At 63.9% G+C, this 23,132-nt stretch carries 26 protein-coding genes; 13 read left to right on the forward strand and 13 right to left on the reverse strand.

The annotated features are described in order from the left end of the window. Nucleotides 1–71: 71 nt before the first annotated feature. Nucleotides 72–542, forward strand: a complete 471-nt coding sequence (locus AAG821_RS05165) for a PAS domain-containing protein (RefSeq protein WP_341911426.1) — start codon at nucleotides 72–74, stop codon at nucleotides 540–542. A 57-nt stretch (nucleotides 543–599) separates the two neighbouring features. Here the strand turns inward: AAG821_RS05165 and phbB are convergent, their stop codons facing one another. The 3 genes from phbB to AAG821_RS05180 form a co-directional block, all read right to left on the reverse strand. Continuing rightward, the gene (gene phbB / locus AAG821_RS05170; protein ID WP_341911428.1) at nucleotides 600–1,322 is read right to left on the reverse strand and encodes an acetoacetyl-CoA reductase; all 723 of its coding nucleotides are present in this window, start codon (nucleotides 1,320–1,322) and stop codon (nucleotides 600–602) included. 127 nt (nucleotides 1,323–1,449) lie between these two features. Further along, nucleotides 1,450–2,625 carry an acetyl-CoA C-acetyltransferase gene (locus tag AAG821_RS05175; protein WP_341911430.1) on the reverse strand — a complete coding sequence of 392 codons (1,176 nt, stop codon included), beginning with the start codon at nucleotides 2,623–2,625 and terminating at the stop codon, nucleotides 1,450–1,452. A gap of 106 nt (nucleotides 2,626–2,731) precedes the next feature. Further along, entirely contained in the window at nucleotides 2,732–4,045 is a 1,314-nt protein-coding gene (locus AAG821_RS05180) for an alpha/beta fold hydrolase (protein ID WP_341911432.1), read from the reverse strand. A gap of 327 nt (nucleotides 4,046–4,372) precedes the next feature. On the opposite strand from AAG821_RS05180, the gene phaR reads away from it, so the two are divergent. From phaR to AAG821_RS05210, 6 genes are read left to right on the forward strand one after another with little or no spacing between them, the layout of a single operon-like run. After that, nucleotides 4,373–4,990 (forward strand): polyhydroxyalkanoate synthesis repressor PhaR, encoded by a 618-nt coding sequence (gene phaR / locus AAG821_RS05185; protein ID WP_341911434.1) that lies wholly within the window; start codon nucleotides 4,373–4,375, stop codon nucleotides 4,988–4,990. Then, nucleotides 4,971–6,923 (forward strand): adenylate/guanylate cyclase domain-containing protein, encoded by a 1,953-nt coding sequence (locus AAG821_RS05190; protein ID WP_341911435.1) that lies wholly within the window; start codon nucleotides 4,971–4,973, stop codon nucleotides 6,921–6,923. Before phaR ends, AAG821_RS05190 begins: the two co-directional genes overlap by 20 nt. A gap of 52 nt (nucleotides 6,924–6,975) precedes the next feature. After that, complete coding sequence (locus tag AAG821_RS05195) at nucleotides 6,976–7,434, forward strand: hypothetical protein (protein WP_341911437.1); 459 nt, start codon at nucleotides 6,976–6,978, stop codon at nucleotides 7,432–7,434. Nucleotides 7,435–7,479: 45 nt separating this feature from the next. Continuing rightward, nucleotides 7,480–9,000 (forward strand): glycerol-3-phosphate dehydrogenase, encoded by a 1,521-nt coding sequence (gene glpD, locus AAG821_RS05200; RefSeq protein WP_341911439.1) that lies wholly within the window; start codon nucleotides 7,480–7,482, stop codon nucleotides 8,998–9,000. Continuing rightward, nucleotides 8,997–9,977: a 2-dehydropantoate 2-reductase gene (locus AAG821_RS05205; protein WP_341911441.1), complete on the forward strand. Its 981-nt coding sequence runs from the start codon at nucleotides 8,997–8,999 to the stop codon at nucleotides 9,975–9,977. The genes glpD and AAG821_RS05205 overlap by 4 nt, the downstream gene beginning before the upstream one ends. Nucleotides 9,978–9,984: 7 nt before the next feature. After that, nucleotides 9,985–10,851, forward strand: a complete 867-nt coding sequence (locus AAG821_RS05210; RefSeq protein ID WP_341911443.1) for an alpha/beta hydrolase — start codon at nucleotides 9,985–9,987, stop codon at nucleotides 10,849–10,851. Nucleotides 10,852–10,855: 4 nt separating this feature from the next. Here the strand turns inward: AAG821_RS05210 and AAG821_RS05215 are convergent, their stop codons facing one another. From AAG821_RS05215 to AAG821_RS05225, 3 genes are read right to left on the reverse strand one after another with little or no spacing between them, the layout of a single operon-like run. Further along, nucleotides 10,856–11,632, reverse strand: a complete 777-nt coding sequence (locus AAG821_RS05215; RefSeq protein WP_341911445.1) for an anti-sigma factor — start codon at nucleotides 11,630–11,632, stop codon at nucleotides 10,856–10,858. Next, nucleotides 11,629–12,168, reverse strand: coding sequence for a sigma-70 family RNA polymerase sigma factor (locus tag AAG821_RS05220; protein WP_341911447.1), 540 nt, complete (start codon nucleotides 12,166–12,168; stop codon nucleotides 11,629–11,631). The genes AAG821_RS05215 and AAG821_RS05220 overlap by 4 nt, the downstream gene beginning before the upstream one ends. Before the next feature lie 60 nt (nucleotides 12,169–12,228). Further along, nucleotides 12,229–12,618, reverse strand: coding sequence for a hypothetical protein (locus AAG821_RS05225; RefSeq protein ID WP_341911449.1), 390 nt, complete (start codon nucleotides 12,616–12,618; stop codon nucleotides 12,229–12,231). Between the two features lie 145 nt (nucleotides 12,619–12,763). On the opposite strand from AAG821_RS05225, the gene AAG821_RS05230 reads away from it, so the two are divergent. Further along, complete coding sequence (locus tag AAG821_RS05230) at nucleotides 12,764–13,303, forward strand: tetratricopeptide repeat protein (RefSeq protein WP_341911451.1); 540 nt, start codon at nucleotides 12,764–12,766, stop codon at nucleotides 13,301–13,303. Between the two features lie 3 nt (nucleotides 13,304–13,306). Here the strand turns inward: AAG821_RS05230 and AAG821_RS05235 are convergent, their stop codons facing one another. Both AAG821_RS05235 and pyk read right to left on the reverse strand, forming a co-directional pair. After that, nucleotides 13,307–13,639, reverse strand: a complete 333-nt coding sequence (locus AAG821_RS05235; protein ID WP_341911453.1) for a DMT family protein — start codon at nucleotides 13,637–13,639, stop codon at nucleotides 13,307–13,309. Between the two features lie 36 nt (nucleotides 13,640–13,675). Further along, complete coding sequence (pyk, locus tag AAG821_RS05240) at nucleotides 13,676–15,097, reverse strand: pyruvate kinase (protein WP_341911455.1); 1,422 nt, start codon at nucleotides 15,095–15,097, stop codon at nucleotides 13,676–13,678. A 146-nt stretch (nucleotides 15,098–15,243) separates the two neighbouring features. On the opposite strand from pyk, the gene ppa reads away from it, so the two are divergent. From ppa to AAG821_RS05255, 3 genes are all read left to right on the forward strand, one after another. Continuing rightward, nucleotides 15,244–15,777: an inorganic diphosphatase gene (gene ppa, locus AAG821_RS05245; protein WP_341911457.1), complete on the forward strand. Its 534-nt coding sequence runs from the start codon at nucleotides 15,244–15,246 to the stop codon at nucleotides 15,775–15,777. Nucleotides 15,778–16,175: 398 nt separating this feature from the next. Further along, a complete protein-coding gene (locus tag AAG821_RS05250) occupies nucleotides 16,176–16,757 on the forward strand; it encodes a PAS domain-containing protein (protein ID WP_341911459.1) in 582 nt (193 codons plus the stop codon). Then, a complete protein-coding gene (locus AAG821_RS05255) occupies nucleotides 16,754–17,326 on the forward strand; it encodes a PAS domain-containing protein (RefSeq protein WP_341911461.1) in 573 nt (190 codons plus the stop codon). The genes AAG821_RS05250 and AAG821_RS05255 overlap by 4 nt, the downstream gene beginning before the upstream one ends. Nucleotides 17,327–17,485: 159 nt before the next feature. Here the strand turns inward: AAG821_RS05255 and AAG821_RS05260 are convergent, their stop codons facing one another. Both AAG821_RS05260 and AAG821_RS05265 read right to left on the reverse strand, forming a co-directional pair. Then, the gene (locus AAG821_RS05260) at nucleotides 17,486–17,782 is read right to left on the reverse strand and encodes a GIY-YIG nuclease family protein (RefSeq protein WP_341911462.1); all 297 of its coding nucleotides are present in this window, start codon (nucleotides 17,780–17,782) and stop codon (nucleotides 17,486–17,488) included. Nucleotides 17,783–17,876: 94 nt separating this feature from the next. Then, nucleotides 17,877–19,520 carry a GMC family oxidoreductase N-terminal domain-containing protein gene (locus tag AAG821_RS05265; RefSeq protein WP_341911464.1) on the reverse strand — a complete coding sequence of 548 codons (1,644 nt, stop codon included), beginning with the start codon at nucleotides 19,518–19,520 and terminating at the stop codon, nucleotides 17,877–17,879. A 72-nt stretch (nucleotides 19,521–19,592) separates the two neighbouring features. On the opposite strand from AAG821_RS05265, the gene AAG821_RS05270 reads away from it, so the two are divergent. Both AAG821_RS05270 and AAG821_RS05275 read left to right on the forward strand, forming a co-directional pair. After that, nucleotides 19,593–20,444, forward strand: a complete 852-nt coding sequence (locus AAG821_RS05270) for a DUF4238 domain-containing protein (RefSeq protein ID WP_341911466.1) — start codon at nucleotides 19,593–19,595, stop codon at nucleotides 20,442–20,444. A gap of 17 nt (nucleotides 20,445–20,461) precedes the next feature. Then, entirely contained in the window at nucleotides 20,462–20,791 is a 330-nt protein-coding gene (locus AAG821_RS05275; protein ID WP_341911468.1) for a YciI family protein, read from the forward strand. A 94-nt stretch (nucleotides 20,792–20,885) separates the two neighbouring features. Here the strand turns inward: AAG821_RS05275 and AAG821_RS05280 are convergent, their stop codons facing one another. The 3 genes from AAG821_RS05280 to greB are packed head-to-tail and all read right to left on the reverse strand — an operon-like array spanning nucleotide 20,886 to nucleotide 23,099. After that, entirely contained in the window at nucleotides 20,886–22,091 is a 1,206-nt protein-coding gene (locus AAG821_RS05280) for an NAD(P)/FAD-dependent oxidoreductase (RefSeq protein WP_341911470.1), read from the reverse strand. Next, nucleotides 22,072–22,533, reverse strand: a complete 462-nt coding sequence (locus AAG821_RS05285; RefSeq protein WP_341916227.1) for a ParB N-terminal domain-containing protein — start codon at nucleotides 22,531–22,533, stop codon at nucleotides 22,072–22,074. Before AAG821_RS05285 ends, AAG821_RS05280 begins: the two co-directional genes overlap by 20 nt. After that, nucleotides 22,530–23,099, reverse strand: coding sequence for a transcription elongation factor GreB (gene greB / locus AAG821_RS05290; protein WP_341911473.1), 570 nt, complete (start codon nucleotides 23,097–23,099; stop codon nucleotides 22,530–22,532). The genes AAG821_RS05285 and greB overlap by 4 nt, the downstream gene beginning before the upstream one ends. Nucleotides 23,100–23,132: the final 33 nt, after the last annotated feature.

The raw sequence follows: 23,132 nt of genomic DNA on the forward strand, positions 1-23,132 counted from the left end.
GATTTCCTTTACTTGGCTACGGCGCAATGCGACGCTGATCCTATACCGCAGGGCGTGGGGAAGCTGGAAACATGCTGCAGATCGAGTTGATCAGCGCCCATCTGGTTCGACTGCTCGAATTCTGGACTGCGAATCGCGGTCCCGACGGCAGCCCGCCCCTGCGCTCTGCCCTCGACCCATTGGCCTTGCCGCCGTCGGTATTGCCCCGCCTGATCCTGATGGAATTGCATCCCGGCCTGCCGGGCGGGGATCCATTCCGCTTCTATTATCGTCTAGCCGGCACCGCCATCGTGGAGATGTTCGGCTTCGATCCGACCGGTCGCTACCTTGATGAAATCGGCAATACGCCGGAAATCCGCCTCAACATCGAACGCCTCAACGAAGCCATCAAAACCCGGCAACCCCACATCAGCCGGTCTTCCTTCATGATTCCGAACCGCGAGTTCATGCAGGTCGAGCGGCTGACTCTGCCCTTCCTGCGCCAGGATGGCTCGGTCGGCTTCCTGCTTACCGCACTGTCGCCAATCAATCCGGCATCGTGAAACGAAATGGCCCGCGGCTTGCGCCACGGGCCATCGCGTTGCGCCCTGCGGGGCGGATCAATACATATGCTGACCGCCATTGATGCTCAGTGTTGAACCGGTGATGAAGCCGCCTTCATCGGCCACCAGGAACAGTACGCCACGGGCAATTTCCTCGGCACGCCCCAGACGGCCGACCGGAATCTTAGCCACGATCTTTTCCAGCACATTGGCCGGCACGGCCGACACCATGTCGGTGTCGATGTAGCCCGGTGCAATGGCGTTCACGGTGATCCCGCGCGCCGCACCTTCCTGCGCCAGCGCCTTGGTGAAGCCATGGATGCCTGACTTCGCCGCGGCATAATTGACCTGGCCATACTGGCCGGCCTGGCCATTGATGGAGCCGATATTGACAATGCGGCCGAACCCGCGCTCGCGCATGCCGTCGATGGTGGCGCGGCACATGTTGAAGCAGCCGCCGAGATTGGTATCCAGAACGGCCTGCCACTGATCGTGGCTCATCTTGTGCATCGTACCATCACGAGTGATACCCGCATTGTTGACGATCACATCGACCGGGCCGAGTTCCTGCTCGACCTTCTTCACGCCCTCGACGCATTCCTCGTAATTGGCGACATCCCACTTGTAGGCCCTGATCCCAGTCTCGGCCTCAAAGGCCTTGGCCCGCTCGGTATTGCCGGCGTAATTCGCCGCAACCTTGTAGCCGCTCTGGTGCAGCAGTTTGGAAATCGCGGCACCGATTCCTCGGGTTCCGCCAGTAACAATCGCAACGCGGGACATGGATATTCCTCCTGTTTGACTTTTCTGAACTGCCATTGCGGCTGGCGTTTATGATGTCAGATGTGCGCCGCACGGCATTGATACAAAACAAAGGCCGGGATACCCCCTCCCGGCCTTTGCCTGATTGCTAGTCGCGGGCGACGCACATGGCGATGCCCATGCCGCCGCCGATGCACAGCGTGGCAAGGCCCTTCTTGGCATCGCGACGCTGCATTTCATACAGCAGCGTCACCAGCACGCGGGCGCCCGAGGCGCCGATCGGATGGCCGATGGCGATCGCGCCGCCATTGACGTTCACCTTGTCGGTATCCCAGCCCATATCCTTGTTCACGGCGCAGGCCTGGGCGGCAAAGGCTTCGTTGGCCTCGATCAGGTCGAGATCGCTGGCTTTCCATCCGGCCTTCTTCAGTGCTTCGCGCGAAGCCGGGATCGGACCGGTGCCCATGATCGAGGGATCGACGCCGGACTGCGCCCAGCTGACGATACGGGCCAGCGGCTTCACGCCGCGCTTCTTGGCTTCCTCGGCACTCATCAGCACCACGGCGGCGGCGCCGTCATTGATACCCGAGGCATTGCCGGCGGTGACCGAGCCATCCTTGGCAAAGGCCGGACGCAGCGCTTTCATGGCGTCCACGGTGGCGCCATGGCGGATGTATTCGTCATTCTCCACCACCACATCGCCCTTGCGGCCCTTGATGGTGACGGGAACGATCTCGTCCTTGAACTTGCCGGCCTTCTGCGCGGCTTCGGCCTTGTTCTGGCTCTTGGCGGCGAATTCATCCTGCTGGTCGCGGGTGATCTGGAACTGCTTGGCCACGTTCTCCGCCGTGTTGCCCATGTGGTAGCCATTGAAGGCATCCCACAGGCCGTCACGGATCATGGTGTCGATGAAACCGAGATCCCCCATCTTGTGGCCGGCACGCAGGTAGGCAGCATGCGGCGCCTGGCTCATGCTCTCCTGGCCGCCAGCCACCACGATGGTGCTGTCGCCATTCCGCACCGCCTGGAAGCCGAGTGCCACCGCGCGCAGGCCAGAGCCGCACAGCATGTTGACGCCCCAGGCCGGCACTTCCACCGGCAGGCCGGCATTGATCGAGGCTTGGCGGGCCGGGTTCTGTCCCTGCGCGGCGGTCAGGATCTGGCCCATGATCACTTCGCTGACCTCATTCGGCTGCACGCCAGCGCGCTTCAGCGCGCCATCGATGGCGACCTGGCCGAGATAATGGGCTGGCACGCCGCTGAGCGCGCCGTTGAACGAGCCGACCGGCGTGCGCGCGGCGCTGGCGATGACGATATCGGTCATGGGGTCCTCCATAGATCGGACTTTATGTTTGGCGAGGCGTTATCGCGTAAACGATACCGGCCTTTTCGCAAATGCGGCAAGGCCCTGCCGCGTCCAAAAACGCGCTTCAGGCCTGCACTTTGGTCGCACGGACCCGGACTGCACGTTTCTTGTTCGCAGGCAGATGTTTTTCCGCCTGTGGTACGGCTGCATTCAGCCATGCCGCCAGCGGCTGCCACAGGCCACTTTCGGCACGCGGCCCCACCACCATGCCAATATGGCCACTGGGGGCATCCAGCCGGCTGGCCTGGGGGATTTGTGCCAGTAAAGCGGCAGCCCCTTCTTTGGGCACCAGCTTGTCGCGCTCGGGTAACACCACCAGCGTGGGCTTGCGCCAATCCTGCGGCAACATCGGCTGCCCATCAATCACCCAGCGCCCAGCCACGGGTTTGTTTTCGCCATACCAGCCGAGCAGGCATTCGCGGGCCACCGGCCCGGCCAGCGGCACACCGTCATTCAGCCAGTCTTCCATGGCGACAAAGCGGCGCTCGGCCTCGCTGCCTTCGGGCATTGCGGCGAATTGAGTGAACTTCTTCAGGGCCGTGAAGGGATCGAGCGCCCAGAAGAAACCCTGCAGCGTGTCGACCTCCAGCATCGGCGGCACCTGCCCGTCTTCCGCCGCGGCCGGCACCAGGGCCGGTGCCAGGGCCTGCACCAGCGCTGCCTGATGCGTGCCACCAGCATGGAAATCCCACGGCGTCGCCAGCAGGGCCAGCGCCGCCACATCGTCTGGCGCCGTCAGGGCTGCCGCCAGTGCCAGATTGCCGCCCATGCAGTAGCCCAGCAGGATCGGCACCTGCCCGGTTTCGCGTTTGACATGCTGAAGTGCCCGCCGGATGCGGGCGATATAGGCGGCGAGATCGAAGCGCTGCTCGGCATCGCCGGGATCGCCCCAATCCAGCAGGAAGGGCCGCATCCCCTGTCCAGGCAGCCAGCGCGCCAGGCTCTGCCCCTCGGCCAGGTCCAGCACATAGGCGCGGTTGACCAGTGACGGCACCAGCAGCACAGGCCTGCCAGCCTCGCCATAGGCGAGCACACGGCTGCTGCCTTCGCGCCAGAAGACGGGCGGATCGGGCAGGTCTCGCCGGCTCCCATGCCGGCGATAGCGCTGCATGCCGCCGGTCATCGCACCGATCCGTGCCAATCCGGCGCGGATCAGGGCGGCGTTGAATTCATTTGGGTCTACGCTGGCGAGGCTTGGCAGCAGGCTGACCAAGCGCGCCTGCAAGTGCGGATTCCAGTGCGGCAAGCCGTCTTTCGCAATCGGCCAGACGGCGAGCGAGCTCAGCAGCATCAGGTTGGCCGTGGCCAGATGCAGCGGCAGCGGGCGCGGCCCCAGTCGGGCTTCGGGCCGCATTGGCGGTTCCGGGTGTTGCGCCATGTCCGCCTCCCGCTTGAGTGGCTGCCGTCTGGGCGGCCTGCTGGGCCTTCTGGGTCCCCTGCTGCCACAGGGTCAGCCAGTTCGCCGACAGTTCCGCCAGTTTCGGGTCGGTGGCCAGCAGGCCGGCCTGCTCCTGCCAGAGGTCGAGAAAGCGCTGCGCCAATGCCTGCGCATCGCCCCCGCCTGCTTTTGCCTTCGGATCGTCCATGCTGGCAGCGTACACCGAAGTGGCGATTTGGAACCACCCTTTCGCAGCGCACAAGAGACTTGCGTACACAAACGATAACGAGTGAAATGCTCTGCAACAATTCTAGGGAGCGCAGGACCGTGGCCGAGACCGACCAGACGACAGCAGCGCCAGCAATTAAGATCAAAAAATACGCAAACCGGCGGCTGTATAATACGGCAACGTCTTCCTATGTGACTCTCGAAAACCTGTGCCAGATGGTGAAGGACGGCCAGGATTTCCTCGTCGAAGATGCAAAAACCGGCGAAGACATCACGCGCGGCGTGCTGACCCAAATCATTTTCGAAGAGGAATCCAAGGGCGGGCAGCAGTTGCTGCCGATCGGCTTCCTCCGCCGACTGATCACCTTCTATGGCGACAGCCTGCAGACCCTGGTGCCGAGCTATCTGGAAATCTCGATGACATCGTTCCAGCGCAACCAGGACCAGATGCGGCAGTATATGGCGGAATCCTTCGGCGAGATGTTTCCGTTCCGCAGCATTGAAGAAATGGGCCGCCAGAACATGGCGATGTTCCAGCGCGCGATGACGCTGTTCAACCCCTTCGTCGCCGGTATGAACGACGCCGACAAATCCTCGGTCGCGGCAGCCGGCGAAAAGGCAGCTGCAGGCGAGAATCCCGTCGAGGTCGACACGCTGAAAAAGCAGATGGAAGAACTGCGCAAGCAGGTCGAAGCCCTTGCCCGCACCAAGGGGTGAGCAGCCTGCCGCTGCCGGACTGCCACTGACCGACTCTCTGCCAGCCGTATCGCCGCCGCCCGATGCGGGCCGCCGCCGCGTGCGGCTGTCGATTTCGCGCGTGCTGACGCTTGGTGTCGGCATGCTGATGCTGCTTGCCGGCATCGCCTACGGCATCGCCCTGGTCAGCGGTCGCCTCAACACCGTCGAACTGCTGCGCGACCGTAATGACCGCATCCTGAGCCGGCTGATCGAGCGTACCCAGCTGCAGCTTGATCCTGCCGCCCGCCAGGTGGAGGCCCTGCGCCAGCAACTGCAGACCAAGCATATCGGCGTGAACGATGTCGGCCGCCTGACCGACTACATGATCGCCACGCTGGATGCCCTGCCGCAGGTCGATGCCATCGGCCTGCTGCGCAACGACCTGGTGGCAACGCGGGTACAGCGCGAACCGGGCGGACGCTACGACGCCATGCATGGCTCGATCCTCACCTATCACGACACAGCGGCCCGCGATGAAGCGGTGCGCCGGCTCTATGGCATCGCCAACCGCAAGGATGAGCACGCCAAGCCGGTCAGCTGGGGCGACCTGATCTGGAATCCCGACATCGGCCAGGCGCTGATCAATGCCCATGCCCCGGTGGTGATCGACAATGTCTTCGTCGGCGAAACGCTCGCCGTGGTGTCGCTCGGCACCCTGTCACGGCTGCTGGAAACCGACAGCGTCGATGGCGAGGCGGTCAACTTCATCCTGCATGGCGATGACGCGGTGCTGGCGCATCCCACCTTGCTGAATCACGACTATGCCCTGTCGATGGCAAAGCCGGTGCCATTGCTGAAGGATATCCACGATCCGGTGCTGCGACAGATCTGGAGCGGGCGGATCGACGTCAAGCTGGCCCGCGCCATGCTGGGCAGCGAAGGCGCCCATATCGTGGAAGCCGACGGCCGGCAGTGGATCTTCGTCTATCGTCGCCTCAACACCTATGGCGACCGTCCCTGGCTGATCGGCCGTTATTTCGCCTTCGACCAGATCGAAACCGAAATCAATCGTCTGCAGGTTTCCGCCGTCGTCGGTGCTATCAGCCTGATCCTGTCATTGCTGGTCGCCTGGCGGCTCGGTTATCTGATCCGCCGGCCACTGCTGGCTATTGGCGATGCCGCCAACCGGCTGCGCAACCTGGATTTTGACACACCGCCGCTGGAACGTACCCGCTTGCGCGAACTCGACGATGCCGCGCAGGCGATCAATGCCGCCAATGCGGCATTGCGCTGGTTCGGCAACTATGTGCCGCGCAAGCTGGTCAATCGTCTGGTGCGCGAAGGTGAGGACGCCGTCAACACCAGCAAGCAGCGCGACGTGACCGTATTGTTCACCGACCTGGTCGGCTTCACCGCAATGTCGGAGCAGCTGAGCGCGCAGGAAACCGCCGATATCCTGAACGAGCATTTCGCCCTGGTGACCGCCTGCATCGAGGCCCATGGCGGCATCGTCGACAAATTTATCGGCGATGCGGTGATGGCAGTGTGGGGGGCGATCAAGCGTGACGAGAATCATGCCGCCAATGCCTGCCGCGCCGTGGAGGATATCTGCCGGGCCCTGGCCGCCGACAATGCCCGTCGCGCCATGCTGGGCAAGGCCATCTTGCGCATGCGGCTCGGCCTGCATTCAGGCCCGGTGGTGGTCGGCAATATCGGGGCGCCCGGACGCATCAACTACACCGTGGTGGGTGATACCGTGAATACCGCCCAGCGTCTGGAACAACTTGGCCACGACCATCAACTGGCCGGCGAGCAGTTTATCGCGCTCGTCAGCGCCGAAACCGTGGCCGCAGCCGGCCTCGACCCGAAACCGCCGCGGATCGGCGATATTCCCGTGAAGGGCCGGGCTGGGACGGTGGAGATCTATCGCCTCGACCGGCCGCAAAAGTCCGTTACTTTGTTGCCGGGTTAACCCGGCGTTTACCGAATCCCTGCTTGAGTCCGCTCCGGTCAGACGGGGCGATATGGTCAATATTCTGGGCATCGGCACGGCAACAGCGCCTGTGGGCGGCCAGTCCGATTCCGTCTCCGAAACCGCCCAGCGCAAGCGCCAGGCCACCTCCACCGACCGATTCCGCACCGACGAGGGCGCCGACCAGGCCCCCGCAAAGGGCGGCTTGCTGCAAAAAACCCGGCAGGCCGGCCAGGCTGCCGGTGCGGCAATCAGCGAGTTGGTGCGCCGCCGGACCGACCGCGGCGAGCCCGCCGAAGCCGACATCGAGATTCCCCCCCATCTGGAACGCCGCCGCGCCTGGCGCGAGGCTTTCGGCCTTAACACCTGGCATACCCAGCAGATCGCCCAGACCGACGAAGTTCCCCTGAGCGACGAAGCCCGGGCAGGCGCCATCCAGGCCTATCGCAGCGGCGGCCGGCGCGGTCGCGTCGACCTCGACCTTGCGCAGCAAGTCAGCGTGACCGTATAAAGGCCGCTTTCCTGCCTTCCTGCGGTTTTCTGCCGGGTTTTTCATATGTCTTCTGAACCTGCCGATCTGTTGATCATCGGCGGCGGCGTAAACGGGACCGGCATCGCCCGCGATGCCGCCGGCCGTGGCCTCAGCATCATTCTGGCCGAACGTGGCGACCTTGCCGGCGCCACCTCGTCTGCCGCCACCAAACTGATCCATGGCGGCCTGCGCTATCTCGAGCATTATGAATTCCGCCTGGTGCGCGAAGCGCTCGGCGAGCGCGAAGTGCTGATGAAGATGGCCCCGCATATCATCTGGCCGCTGCGCTTCGTGCTGCCGCACCATCCGGGCCTGCGCCCGGCCTGGATGATCCGCATTGGCCTGTTCCTCTACGATCATCTGGCCGGCCGCCAGACTCTGCCCGGCTCGATCGGCGTGGATTTCTCGCAGGGTGACCCGCGCGGGCGTCCGCTGAAGGCCGAATTCAAGCGCGGCTTTGAATATTCCGATTGCTGGGTGGATGACTCGCGCTTTGTGGTGCTGAACGCCATGGATGCCCGCCGCATGGGCAGCCGGATCTACACCCGCACTGCCCTCACTGCCGCCCGCCGCGAGGGCAACCTGTGGCATGCCACGCTCACCGACCAGAGCGACGGCACCAGCCGCGAGGTCACCGCGCGCGGCATCATCAATGCCGGCGGTCCCTGGGTGCGCAACACGCTGACCGGTGCCTTCGGCCAGAACCCGAAAAACAGTGTGCGCCTGATCAAGGGCAGCCACATCGTTACCAAAAAGCTGTTCGACGGCGATCACTGCTACATCTTCCAGAATGCCGACAACCGCATCATCTTCGCGATCCCTTATGAACGCGACTTCACGCTTGTCGGCACAACAGACATACAGCTGGATAAGCTGGATGGCCCGCCGCGCATCAGCGATGAAGAAACCACCTATCTGCTGGAAGCCGCGAGCGAGTATTTCAAACAGCCGGTGACGCGCGATCAGATCGTTTGGTCCTTCGCTGGCGTGCGGCCGCTGTATGACGATGGTGACAGCGATCCGTCTGCGATCACGCGCGATTATGTGCTCGACCTGGAGGGCAAGGCCGGTGAACCGCCTCTGCTGTCGGTCTATGGCGGCAAGCTGACCACCTCGCGCCGCCTGGCCGAGCAGGTGCTGGAAAAGCTGGCGCCCTTCTATCCGCAGATGGGCAAGCCCTGGTCGGGCAGCAAGCCGCTGCCGGGCGGCGATCTGGGCGCACCCAGCTTCGAGACCTTCCTGGCCGAACTGAAGCATAAATATCCTGGCCTCGACCCGGCCTGGCTGACGCGCCTGGCCCGCCGCCATGGCAGCGCGGTGCATGAGATTCTGGGCGATGCGCAATGGGCCACCGATCTGGGCGAAAGCTTCGGCGGTGGGCTTTACGCGCGCGAAGTGGATTACCTGATGCGCCGCGAATGGGCGCGTGAGGCTGATGACGTCCTGTGGCGCCGCACCAAATGCGGCCTGTGGGTGAGCGCGACCGACCGCGAGAAGCTCGCCAACTGGATGGCGCAGCATCGCCCCAACATGGATGCCGCATGAAGATTGCCATTGTCGGCGCCGGTGCCATCGGCGGGTATTTCGGCGGCCTGCTGGCGCGCGGCGGCCATGACGTCACCCTGATCGCCCGCGGCGCCCATCGTGATGCCATCCGCGCCAACGGCCTGACGGTGGAAAGCAAGGACGAGCGCTTCACCACGCATCCGGCCTGCACGGAGAATCCCGCCGAGGCCGGCGCACAGGATCTGGTCATCCTCAGCCTGAAGGCACCGGCCGTGCCCGACATGACGGAGAAAATGCTGCCGCTCTTCGGGCCCGACACGGCCATGATCACCGCCATGAACGGCATACCCTACTGGTATTTCTACAAGCATGGCGGTCCACTGGATGGCTATCGCATCACCTCGGTCGATCCCGGCGACAGGCAGTGGAATCTGATCGGCCCGCAGCGCGCCATCGGCAGCGTGGTCTGGGTCGCTGGCGCGATCGCCGCACCCGGCGTGATCCACCATGGCGCTGGCAATCGCCTGCCGCTGGGCGAGCCTGATGGCAGCCGCTCGGAGCGTGTGCAGCACTTCAGCGCCGCGCTGACCGCGGCCGGCATCGATGCGCCTGTGCATGACAATATCCGCCAGGAAATCTGGACCAAGCTGTGGGGCAATCTCTCCTACAACCCGGTCAGCGTGCTGACCCATGGCACCCTGGAAGGCCTGTCGCGCGACCCCGATGCCCGCCGCGTGCTGGCTGCCATGATGGAAGAGTCAAAGCTGGTTGGCGAAAGACTGGGCATCGATTTCCCGGTCACATCGGAACAGCGCATGGCCATGGCCGAAAAGGTCGGGCCGCATAAGTCGTCGATGCTGCAGGATCTCGAAGGCGGCCGGCCGATGGAAATCGGCGGTCTGATCGGCGTGATCGCCGAGCTGGCCCGCAAGCTGGACATCCCGACGCCAACCATCGATACCGTGCTGGCGCTGCTGAAAACCCGCGCCCGCGTGGCCGGCACTTACAAGGACTGACCCATCCATGAGCTTCGACTGGCGCAGCCTTTCACCCCAAGATCTTGAAGCCCAGTTCAATCCGCGCATGGCGGTGCCGGATTTCCAGCAGCACTTCGACGCCTATGTCGAGCGATCGGCAGCGGCCCGCGCTGCCATCGGCGGAGACTACGACCTGCGCTATGGCGCCGGCCCGCTGCAGACCTATGACCTGCACAAGCCGAAGACGCCGCAGCCAGGTGCGCCGCTGGTAGTACTGATCCATGGCGGCTACTGGCGCGGACTCGACAAGAACACCATGACCTTTGCGATCCCGCCCTATACCGAGCGCGGCGCGGTGGTGGTCAACCTGAATTACGATCTCTGCCCGCAGGTGTCCCTGGATGCCATTGTGCGCGAGATGCAGGAAGCGCTGGTGCATGTCGCCGGCAAGGCCGCCGCCTGGGGCGCCGATCCGGCCAGGATTCATGTGATCGGCCATTCGGCCGGCGCGCATCTGGCCGCCATGATGGTGGCCGCGCCCTGGCCGGCCGATCTGGGGCCACAGCCGATGGTCGCATCATTGGGCCTGATCAGCGGTGTGTATTCCCTGGAGCCGGTGCTGCATATCAGCGTGAACGAGAGCATCCGGCTCGATGGCGCGATGGCGGCACGCAACAGCGTCACGAACTTTCCGCCCAGGATGAAAGGCCCGGTGCTGGTGTCCTGCGGCGATGCCGAACCGGATGCCTGGCAGGCACAGAGCGTGGAATTCCATCAGGCCTGCCGCAACGCCGGCACGCATACCGACTTCATCCGCATGGCCGGCGGCAACCATTTCACCATCAAATTCGCCGCGGCCGACCCGACCCACCCGCTGGGCGGTGCCCTGTTGCGGCAATGCGGTCTGCGCTGAGCGCTCAGCGCGTCAGCTGCTCATAGACCACGCGCGCGATCGGTAACAGCGCCTCGCGGCCGCTTTCTCCGGTGAGCGCGTAACCGAAACCGCCATCGACCCAGTAGAAGGCTGCCGCATGGCCCTCGCCGGCAAAGCGGAATGACGTGTCGCTGCCGCCCTCACCCGAGCGTACATACAGGGTCAACCGCTGGCCCTGGCGATTTTCGTACATGAATTGCGCGGCAGCGTGATTGCCGCTGGATGCAGGCAGCAGGCGACCGCCAACCAGGCCATAGCCCTGTGTTGTCAGGCTCGGCACCTTCAGCGCGGTGCCGACGCGCTTGGACAGCCAAGCGACCAGATGCTGCTCTTCCTTGGCGGTCACCTCGACGGGATGCAGCACTTCCTTGCTGTAAACCAGATGCGCCCGCGTAGCTTCCTGCGGCAGCGCCGCTACCACGGTCGCCGGCATCATCGCGCCGCGGCCAAACCAGCCAACCCCGGCACTCGCCACGACAATCGCCAGGACGGCGGCGATACGCAAGGCCGGCATCCAGATTGATGGGCGCTGTGCGGCAAACAGCGCCATCATCGCCGCCGGCACCGGTTCATCCAGGCCTGGTGCGAAATGGCTGCGCAACGCCTCCGTCTGAGCCTGCCAGGCCGTCACCTTGGCCGCATCCTCGGGATGCAGGGCCAGATGCGCCTCGATATCGGCGCGCCGTTCGGGCGGCAGCCGATCATCGACATAAGCCAGAAGCTCGGCCTCGGTGACCATGGTCGCCGGACTGCCGCTCATTTTACCCTCCTCAAATGTGACCGCGCGCCTTCGCTCACGGACGGCGGTCCGCCATCGGTCAACTGCCGCAGGCGCTCGCGTGCCCGTGCCAGCCGCGACATCACGGTGCCCAGCGGAATGGCCTGCACGCGCGCCGCCTCTTCGTAACTCAGCCCCTCGACCGCGACCAGCAGCAGCAGGGCGCGCTGCTCGTCGGGCAGCAGGGCTAGGGCCGCATCGAGGTCGCGCAGTTCCAGTTTTTCCCACTGTCCGCCGCTTTCAGACGGTCCCTCGCCCGCATCGTCCAGCGGGCGGTTATCCGGCCGCGCCCCGTCGCGCTGCTGCCGGCTGCGCCAGCAATTATGCAGGATGGCAAACAGCCAGGGCCGCAGGGCATCGGCATCCCCGCGCCGTGTTGCCCAGGCACCAAGCGCACGCGCGATGCAGTCCTGCACCAGGTCATCGGCCGCATCGCGCTCGCGAGCCAGCGCCAGGGCAAAGCGCCGCAGCCGCGGAATCTCGGCTTCGATCGGGTGCGGTTGGCGGCGGAACAGCATGGCGGCAATACAGGGCTGGCAGGCGGCAGCAAGAGCCGCCGCCCGACCATACCCGCCCCATTACGGCTTGGCGACGTGCCAGGCGCCGTTCAGGAAGCCGTCACCGGTGGTATCGCCCGGCTTGGTGTCCTTGGCCCAGCCATAGAGCGGCTTGCCCTTGTAGGCCCACTGCTTCGAGCCATCGTCGCGGGTGATCACGGTCCAGTCGCCCTTTGCCATGTCGCCCGCATTCGCCACCAGCGGCGGCCAGTTGGTGGCGCAGGGACCGTTGCAGACTGATTTGCCCGGCATCGTATCGCGGTCAAAGGTATAGAGGGTCATACGCTTGGCATCGACCAGCACGGGCCCCAGGGCAGTATCGCCGGGCACGGCCGGTGCGGTGGTCTGGGTGGCGCAGGCAGCGAGGCCCAGCGTCAGAACGCCTGCAAGAAACAGGTTGCGCATCATCATGGAATTCCCTTTCCGGTCTGCGGGCGGCCCCCGGCCGCACCTGATAGTGAGACCAGTGGCCAGCGGTTTTATTCCCCCGTTCAGGAAATCGTGAACAAGAAATCCGTCCTTGCCGGGACTGCCGGCCGGACCTACCATTTAACCCATGCGGCTTCTGGCGACTCTTGCGCTGTTACCCCTGCTCCTGGCCCTCCCGGCCCAGGCGCAGACGGTGGTCGACAGCCTGTTTGAAAAACTGCAGGAAACCCAGAATCCCATTGAGGCCAAGCAGCTCGAACGCAAGATCTGGGAAGCCTGGGGCAAGTCCGAATCCGATACGCTGGACGCGCTGATGCAGGGCGGGATTGCCGTGATGGAAAAAGGCGACTATCCGCGCGCCGCACAGATTTTCACCAGCATGATCGAACTGAAGCCCGATTTCGCCGAGGCCTATAACAAGCGCGCCACCGTGCGCTTCATGGCCGGCGACTATCCCGGCTCGGTGGCCGATATCGAGCGCACGTTGAAACTGGAACCACGCCATTTCGGCGCGCTGTCGGGTCTTGGCCTGATCATGGAGCGGCTCGACAACCTGCCCGAGGCCCTCAAGGCCTATCGCCGCGCGCTGGCCGCCAATCCGCATCTGGCCGACGCGCCCGACAAGTTGAAAGAGTTGCGGCGCCGCATCGACGCCAAGGAACTCTGAGCCTTACTTCTGGAAGATGAAAAAGACCGCGCCGATCAGGCAGGCGAAGGCGGCGAAGTAATTCCAGCGCAGCCCCTCACCCAGATAGAACACCGCAAAGAGCGCAAAGACGCCCAGCGTGATCACCTCCTGCACCACCTTCAGCTGCGCCGCCGTGAACATGCCGCTGGCATAGCCGATGCGGTTCGCTGGCACGGCAAGACAGTATTCAAAGAAGGCGATACCCCAGGAGATCAGCACCACCTTCCACAGTATCTGCTCCGGGTATTTCAGGTGCCAGTACCAGGCAAAGGTCATCAGCACGTTGGAGCCGATCAGCATCAGGATCGTGGTCATGGGGCCTCGGTCGGGGGAATAGAGGGAAGCTGCCCCCTATATCGCCTCGACCCGTGCGATGCGCAACACATTGGTGTTGCCCGGTGTACCAAACGGCACGCCGGCAGTAACCACCAGGCTGTCGCCCGGCCTGGCCAGTTCGATGGTGCGGGCAATCGCCGCCGCCTTGGCGATCATGTCTGAGAAATTGATCGCGTCTGGCGCCACCACGGCATTGACGCCCCAGGCGATGCTGAGCCGTCGCGCCGTCTCGATCAGCGGGGTCAGGCACAGGATCGGCGAGCGCGGCCGTTCGCGGGCGGCGCGCAGGGCGGTCGAGCCCGACATCGTATAGGTAACGATGGCCGCCGCATTGATGGTTTCCGCCACCTGGCGAGCCGCCGCGGTGATCGCATCGGACGGCGTGTTCTCCGGGTTGTTGTGTTCGGCATCCATGATGCCGCGATAGAGCGGGTCGCGCTCCACCTGTTCGGCGATGCTGTTCATGGTGCGCACCGCCTCGATGGGATAATCGCCCGAGGCCGATTCCGCCGACAGCATGATGGCGTCGGCACCGTCATAGACCGCGGTGGCGACATCGGAGACTTCCGCCCGCGTCGGTACCGGCGCCTTGATCATGCTTTCCAGCATCTGGGTGGCGACCACGACCGGCTTGCCGGCGCGGCGCGCGGCGCGCACGATCTTTTTCTGCAATCCCGGCACCGCCTGCAGCGGCATTTCGACGCCCAGATCGCCGCGCGCAACCATGATGGCGTCGCTGAGCGCCACAATCTCATCCAGCGTATCCACGGCGGAGGGCTTTTCGATCTTGGCCAGCAGCGCCGCACGCCCGTTGATCAGCGCGCGCGCTTCGCGCAGGTCGTCCGGGCGCTGCACGAAACTCAGCGCGACCCAGTCGACGCCATGGGCGAGTGCAAAGGACAGGTCGGCGCGGTCTTTCGGCGTCAGCGCCGACAGCGGCACCACCGTATCGGGCAGGTTGACGCCCTTGCGGTCCGACAGCCGCCCGCCGACCAGCACTTCGGTCATCGCCCAGGCCGCATGCACCTCGGTGACGCGCAGGCGGATCTTGCCGTCGTCCAGCAGCAGTTCGGTGCCCGGTGTCAGGCTGCCGAGCACCTCGGGATGCGGCAGCTGCACGCCCGACGTATCGCCGGCGGTGGCATTGAGGTCGAGGCGGAACCGGTTGCCGGGGATCAGGTCGACGGCGCCGTCCCGGAAGCTGCCGATGCGCAGCTTGGGGCCCTGCAGGTCGGCCAGCAGGCCGATCGGGTGGTTGAGCTGCTGCTCCAGCGCGCGTACCGTGCGGATGCGCTCGAGATGGTCGTCATGGCTGCCATGGCTGAAATTGAGGCGGAAGACATCGGCGCCGGCCTCGAACAGGGCCCGGATCCGGTCCGGCCCGCTGGACGCCGGCCCCAGTGTGGCGACGATCTTGACGTTGCGTTCCCTATGCATACTCCCCCCGGGTGACTGGTCCCATCTTAGTCACCGCGGGGGGCCGACTGCGACGAAAATATTAGGGATCAAGCGGTTGCGTTTTTTGCTGCATTTGCGAAAAAGGCGCCGCCTATTGCAATTTTACGAGTCCAAAGGACCGCAGCATGGATATCGCCCGTATCGGGGTGGGTAAAAGCCCGCCCTATGACATCAACGCCGTGATCGAGATCCCGGCCGGCGGCGTGCCGGTGAAATACGAGCTGGACAAGGATTCCGGCGCGCTGTTTGTCGACCGCTTCCTGCACACCGCGATGTTCTACCCGGCCAACTATGGCTTCATCCCGCATACCCTGGGCGGCGACGGCGATCCCTGCGACATCCTGGTGGTGAGCCATGTGCCGGTGGTGGCCGGGGCGGTGATCCGCTCGCGCCCGATCGGCGCGCTGAAGATGGAAGACGAGGCCGGCGGCGACGAGAAGATCATCGCCGTGCCGGTCGACAAGCTGCACCCCTTCTACACCAACGTGCAGACCTATTCCGACCTGCCCGCCAGCCTGATCGAGCAGATCGAGCATTTCTTCGTCCACTACAAGGACCTGGAAAAGGGCAAGTTCGTCAAATCGGCCGGCTGGGTCGGCCCCGACGAGGCGGCCAAGATGATCACCGAAGGCATCGTGCGGGCTGCCGGCATCAAGTAACCCGCCTGAAAAATTGATCCGTTATCGGAGCGGCGACCGGTCAGACGGTCGCCGTTTTCGTTTGGGTTCGTTGCGGTTCGCTGGGGTTCGTGGCGCTTCGCTGGGGTTCGCTGGGGTTCGTGGCGCTTCGCTGGGCTTCGTGGCGCTTCGCCAGGGTTCGCCAGAGTTCGCCAGAGTTCGCCAGAGTTCGCCGCCACCCGGACGTTGCGCCCGCCACCGCCGCTGCAACCTCACCGGATGTAGGGCCGCGCCCGCCGCATTCAAGCGCCGGACATAACCAACCTTTAATGTCGCGCTCACGCAAATAAGACTCTCCCCGGCCCGCAACTCAGCGCAGAATACGCCAGCCAAATATCCGACCTCATTAGCGTCCGGCCTTCCCTCTTCGGGAGATTTCCATGGACCAGCTTCTGCGCCTTGCCCCCATCGGCCTCTGCGCCGATCCCTTCGCCCCCACCGATGCCGACGGCGTGCCCACGGCGCTGAAGCCCGAGGTGGACAGCCTGAACGATCCGCTGCTCTGCGAGGGCCTGGAGTGGTGGCGTGCGCTGAGCGGGCCGGCCGACGCCGACGGCCACCACAGCCTGCCCGACCGCAGCCGTATCGAGGCCCCGGCGATCAAGACCCTGCTGCCCAACACCATTCTGTGGGATGTGAGCGAGGACCGCCATGGCGGGCTGCAGTTCCGCTGCCGGCTGGCCGGCACATTGCTGGTGGAGATGCTGGGCCAGGAGGTGACCGGGCGCTGGCTGCATGAGCTGTTCGGCGAGGAGACCGCCTGCATGCATCGCGAGCTGGGCGCCGTGGTGCGCATGCGGCGGCCGTATTATTCGGTGCACCAGATGAGCTGGGCCGGCAAACCCTATTACCGCTATTGCCGCCTGATGCTGCCGTTCACCCACCATGCCCGCCATCTGCCCGGCGACGACCCGCAGCGCGTGGCCCTGCTGTGCAACCTGGTGAGCTTCATCGGTACATGACCGCGGCAGGTGACGAACCCCAGCGCAGACTCCTGCCCGGCGCACCGGCATTGACGGCTGCCCGGCCCGGCCTGGACCTGTCGCAGCTGCGCGATGCGCGGCTGTTGCGCGCGCTTACCTGGTGGCAGGGTCTGGCGGACGAGGCCGGCACGGCGCTGCCCGACCGCAGCCAGCTGGAGCCGGCGACGATCCGCGACCTGCTGCCCTATGCCATCCTGTGGGATGTGGTGCCCCAGCCCGACGACAGCCATCGCTTCCGCTGCCGCCTGGCCGGTACCATGCTGGACGAGATGCGCGGCCGGCCGCCGCGCGGCCAGTGGCTGCATGAACGCTTCACCGCCGAAACGCTGCCCGAGGCCCAGGCCGACCATGAGGCGGTGGTGCAGCTGGCGCAGCCGCTGCTGTTCGAGCGCAGCATGCGCTGGGTCGACAAGCCCTATTACAAATTCCGCCGCCTGATGCTGCCGTTTACCCATCGCGCGGCGGCGGAGCGCAGCGACGACCCGCTGCTGGCCGACCCCGCGCGCGTGGCCATGCTGTTCAACGTGGTGAGCTTCATCGGCGCGTGAGCGGCTGTTTTCATGCGTCATCCTCGGGCTCGACCCGAGGATCTTTCCCCATCTTGCAGGAGGTCCTCGGCGCAAGGCCGAGGACGACGGTTGTACTAAGACGTCATCCTCGGGCGCGACCCGAGGATCTTGCGCCGTCCTGCGTGGAACCGTGGGGCTTTACATACCGCCAGCAAGATCGTCGTACAGATCGCGCCAGTCCGGATTTCCGGCCGCGATCAGATCCAGCTTCCAGGCCCGCAGCCATGTCTTCAGCGTCTTTTCGCGGCCAATGGCCTCTTCGATTGAATCGAAGCGTTCGACGTGAACCAGGCGCTTCAGGTTGTAACGCTTGGTGAAGCCGGCGACGACACCTTCGCGATGCTCCCAGATGCGCCGCGGCAGGTCAGCCGTCACGCCGATATAGAGCGTGCCGTTCGGTCTGTTGGTGACGATGTAGACCCAGCCGCCGGGCATGACGAAGCGCGTTCCATCCTGCAAGAGGTCCTGGGGTCAAGCCCCAGGACGACGATTCTGATGATACGTCATCCTCGGGCTCGACCCGAGGATCTCAGCGCGCATCCTGCAGGATCATCTCGGCGCCCTTTTCGGCGATCATCAGCGTCGGCGAGGCGGTATTGCCCGAGGTGATGAGCGGCATCGCCGAGGCATCGATCACGCGCAAACCTTCAATCCCGCGCACGCGCAGGCGGCCGTCCAGCACCGCCATCGGGTCGCTGTCGATGCCCATTTTCGCCGTGCTGACCGGATGGAAGATCGTCGCGCCGATCTGGCCGGCGGCCACGCGCATGTCGTCTTCGGTGCGCACCTCTGCACCCGGCAGGTATTCCTCCGGCCGGTATTTCGCGAGCGACGGCGCCTGCACCAGGCGACGGGTGAGCTTCAAGCTGTCAATCGCCACCTGCATGTCGGCCTCGGTGGCGAGATAGTTCGGCTGGATCGCCGGCGCATCCCTGGCGCTGGCCGATTTGATCCGCACATGCCCGCGTGAGGTGGGCCGCAGGTTGCAGATGCTGGCCGTGAACGCCGGGAACGGATGCAGCGGATCGCCGAACTTGTCGAGCGACAGCGGCTGGATATGGAATTCCACATTCGGCGTGGCATGCTCGTCCGAGGATCGGGTAAACATGCCAAAGGTGCTGGGCGCCATGGTGAGCGCGCCGCGCCGGCGCAGCATGTAATCGGCACCCATCAGAGCGCGGCCGAACCAGCCGGCATCGTTGATCGTCTTCACGCCATTGACCTTGTAGATCAGGCGCAGCTGCAGATGGTCCTGCAGGTTCTCGCCCACGCCGGGCAGGTCATGCACCAGATCGATGCCATGCTCGCGCAGCAGCGCCGCCGCGCCGATGCCGCTCAGCTGCAGCAGCTGCGGCGAGCCGATGGCGCCGGCGGCGAGGATCACTTCGCCACGCGCCTCGGCGAGGAATGTTTCGCCGTCTTTCGAATAGACCACGCCGGTGGCCTTGCGGCCCTCCAGCTGCACGCGCTCGACATGAACCTGCGTGCGCAGCTCCAGGTTCGGGCGATGCAGGACAGGTTTCAGGAAACCGGTGGCGGCCGACCAGCGGCGGCCGCGGCGCTGGTTGACCTGGAAATAGCCGGAGCCTTCGTTGTTGCCGAGGTTGAAATCGGCGACGCGCGGAATGCCGATCTCGGCGCCGGCGGCAGCGACGGACTCGATCAGCGGCCAGCGCACGCGGGCGTTTTCCACCCGCCATTCGCCGCCGGCATTGTGCAGCGCGGATTTGCCCTGCTCATGGTCTTCATGCTTGAGGAAATAGGGCAGCACATCGTCCCAGCCCCAGCCGGTGAGCCCCATCTGGCGCCAGGTGTCGTAATCCTGCACCTGGCCGCGCATGTAGACCATGGCGTTGATCGCGGTGCAGCCGCCGATCACCTTGCCGCGCGCATAGCCGATGCTGCGGTTGTTCAGCCCCGGCACCGGCTCGGTCTTGTAGCACCAGTCGGCGCGCGGATTGCCGATGGCAAACAGATAGCCGATGGGAATGTGGAACCAGATCCAGTCATCCTTGCCGCCAGCTTCCAGCAGCAGGACGCGGGTGGCCGGGTTGGCCGAGAGCCGGTTGGCGAGCAGCGACCCTGCCGTGCCGCCGCCGACAATGATGTAGTCGAACTGGCCGCCTGATTTGTATGCGGCGGACTTTTGGTTTTGTTGGGCCACCAGAGCCATTAAAAAGCACTCCCCAGACTTCTGCTGAATTTATTACAGTTATTGGAGCCACACTAAGTTAAGGGGTTTTCAATGAACAACCCAAAACTTCATCATTTTTTTGCGCAGAGCTTGCAAGATCGCTTTGCGAATAGCGACGGAGCCCTCTTTGCATACGATAAGAGATTCCCTCAAAAGGGGATTTGGGAAACAACCTCAAAAAATATTTTTGCAGAAACTCACTTATACAGCATTACAAAAGATGGCGAGAAAGACCCCTCATTGGAACGGGATGTATTTTCCCCGTTAGATAGAAAAGCAAATGACTTGGTAGAAAAAATTGTCACCGCCGCGCGCGTCAATAAAAGACCTATTTTGTCTCCAAATGAGAAAAAGCTCTGGAATGAGTTTTTATATTATCAATGGAAAAGGGTTCCAGACAGACTTCGAACAAGCGCCGCATTAACCGATCTAAAAAACTATATCCCCGGTTTAATTTCTGAATATGAGAAGAAAAATATTCATGTATCTGATGAAAAAAAGAAGCGCTTTGAAGATCCAAAATATTTGAAGGAATTAGCAAACAGCGCGAGAGCAATAGCGGCAGCCACAAAGCCCAGTGAGGAAATTGAGAGTATTCTTGAAAGGAAGGGAATAGTCATTGCCCTAATAAAAAAGGGAACAAAGTCATTCATTATTGGCAGCCAACCTGTTGTTCGATTCTCAAACTCAGGAAATATGCACCTTTCCGATCCAGGCGTTGAGCTATGGCTTCCTGTTTCCAGGGACGTCGCAATTTCCCCTGCTTACAGGAAAGGGGAAGAAGTACTAATTGAAGTAACTGATGCTCAAGTTAGGCATATAAATCTAACCATCTTTAAGCAAAGCACTACTATTGCTGCGCGCTCTGCATATTTGATAAGCTCTATCGTAAACCATTGTTAGAGTGCAGCGAACCCATAATGCCCTTCATCGTCTACGCCAAGGACAAACCCGGCAGCGGCCTGCGCGCCAAATGGCGCGCGGCGCATCTGGAATTCGTCACCACTTGCCGCGAGGTTTTCAAATACGGCGGGCCGCTGATCGACGCGAGTGGTGCGGTGGTGGGCAGCATCATGGTGCTGGACCTGCCGGATCGTGGCGCGCTGGACGCGCATATGGCGCGCGATCCGTATTTCCGCGAAGCGATCTTTGCCAGCGTGGAGATTTTCGAGAGCCGGCAGATCGTGCCCGAGCTGGTGCCCGGCAGCCTGGATGCCGAGCTGGCGAAGCAGAAGGCGGCGACGGCGTAAGGTTCCCCGCGTCGTCATCGGCCTTGCGCCGAGGACCTCAGCCCGATGGCGGGAGATCCTCGGGTCAAGCCCGAGGATGACGGTTTATGAGCAGCTAAATGGCCTGCCCCGCCGCGAAGCCTGAACTCCACGCCCACTGGAAATTGAAGCCGCCGAGATGGCCGGTGACGTCCACCGCCTCGCCGATCACATGCAGGCCGGGCACGGCCTTGGCCTCCATGGTCTGCGATGACAGGCCCGCCGTGTCGATGCCGCCGAGCGTGACTTCCGCCTTGGCGTAGCCTTCGCTGCCGGCCGGCGTGAGCGCCCAGCGCTGCGCCAGGTCGGCCACATTGCGCAGCCGCGCATCGGGCAGGTCGGCCAGCCGGCCCTCGGCAAAACCGATTTCACTCAAGCGTTTCGCCAGCCGCGCCGGCAGATGCAGCGAAAGCTGCGTGGCGATATCCTGTTTCGGATGCGCCGCCTTTGCGGCCTTCAGCGCCGCAAACAGGTCATCGCTGCCCGGGCAGAGGTTGAGCATGATCGGCTTTTCCCGTGCGTCCTGCTCCCAGTAGCTGGAAATCTGCAGGATCGCCGGGCCGCTGAGGCCCCGATGGGTGAACAGCACCGCCTCGCGGAAGCGCTGTTTGCCACAGGCCACGATGGCATCGGGCACCGCCACGCCGGCGAGATCGGCATAGCGCGCCTCATCGCTGCCCGAGAAGGTGAGCGGCACCAGCGCCGGCTTCGGCGCGATCACGCTGATGCCGAACTGTTTCGCCAGATCATAGGCAAAGCCGGTGGCGCCCATTTTCGGGATGCTGGGTCCGCCGGTGGCGAGCACCAGGCGGGCGGCGTCATACGCGCCCCTGTCTGTCGTCACGCGGAAGCCGCTGTCGGTTTTGTCCACCGCGGTGATTTTGGTGTCGAGCTGGATGGTGGCCGCCGTTTCGCCTCTGGTGCATTCATCCAGCAGCATCTGCACGATCTGGCGCGACGAGCCATCGCAGAACAGCTGCCCCAGCGTCTTCTCATGCCAGGCAATGCCATGCTTCTCCACCAGCGCAATGAAGTCATGCTGGGTGTAGCGCTTGAGCGCCGATTTGGCGAAATGCGGATTGGCCGAGAGGAAATCGGCAGCCGTTGCGTGGAGATTGGTGAAGTTGCAGCGCCCGCCGCCGGAGATGCGGATTTTCTCGCCGGCTGCGGCGGCGTGGTCGAGCACCAGCACGCGGCGGCCGCGCTGTGCGGCTATGCCGGCGCAGAACAGCCCGGCGCCGCCGGCGCCCAGGATAATCGCGTCATAGGGGGGAGAGGTCATGGGGGCACTCGCGTCGTCCTCGGGCCCAAGAAGCGCTTCCCTGGCCGAGGACCTCATGCAGGTCGGAGAAAGATCCTCGGGGCAAGCCCGAGGATGACGGTATCAGACGGACAAGCCCGAGGGTGACGGTTTTTGGGGCGGTCAGGATGACGGTTTCCGGCGTGGCGCGCGCCACGCCCGAGAACTTCCGCGCCGCCACGATATAGACGCTGATCTCGGTCTCGCCGAGCGAGCGCATCGCCTCCAGCCGGTGCAGGCCGGCGATCAGCACATAGCGCTTTTCCTTCTCGTCCTTGCGCACCTGGATCGGCATTTTCAGCCCGCCATCGCCGACGATCTCGTCGGCCAGCGCCGCCACCTTCGCGGCATCCAGCGTGCCCTTGAATTTCGCCGGCACATAGATCTCGGCCAGCTTCACCGGTATGGCCTTCATCATGGTCATGCGGTGGCATCCTCGTCGCTGTAGGTGATCTCCAGAACCTCGATCTGCTCCGGCCCGTGCGGCGTGCGCAGCTCGACGATATCGCCTTCGCGCGCCTTCATCAGCGCGCGCGCGATGGGCGCGATCCAGCTCACCTCGCCCTGCTCCAGCCGCGCCTCGTCGATGCCGACAATGCGCACGGTGCGCTCCTGGCCGTTATGCTCATAGGTGACGGTGGCGCCGAAAAACACCTGTTCGCGGTTTTTCTGCAATTTTGGATCGACCGGCTCGGCGATCTCCAGGCGTTTGAGCAGGAAGCGGATGCGGCGGTCGATCTCGCGCAGGCGCTTCTTGCCATAGAGATAGTCGCCATTCTCCGAACGGTCGCCGTTGCCGGCCGCCCAGGAGACGATCTCGACCACCTTGGGCCGCTCGACGGTTTTGAGCTGGCGCAGCTCGTCCTGCAGGCGGCGCAGGCCGGCCGGCGTGATGTAGTTCTTGGCGCCGGCCGGAATCGGCGGCGCGGCGTCTTCCAGGTCGTCCTCGACCTCGGGGGCATCCGACTCTTTGGTGAAGGCCTTGCTCATGGCGTCCTTTTAGCACGCATGGCATAAAGCGGC

Source organism: Ferrovibrio terrae, from assembly GCF_943372915.1.
Lineage (GTDB): Bacteria > Pseudomonadota > Alphaproteobacteria > Ferrovibrionales > Ferrovibrionaceae > Ferrovibrio > Ferrovibrio terrae_A.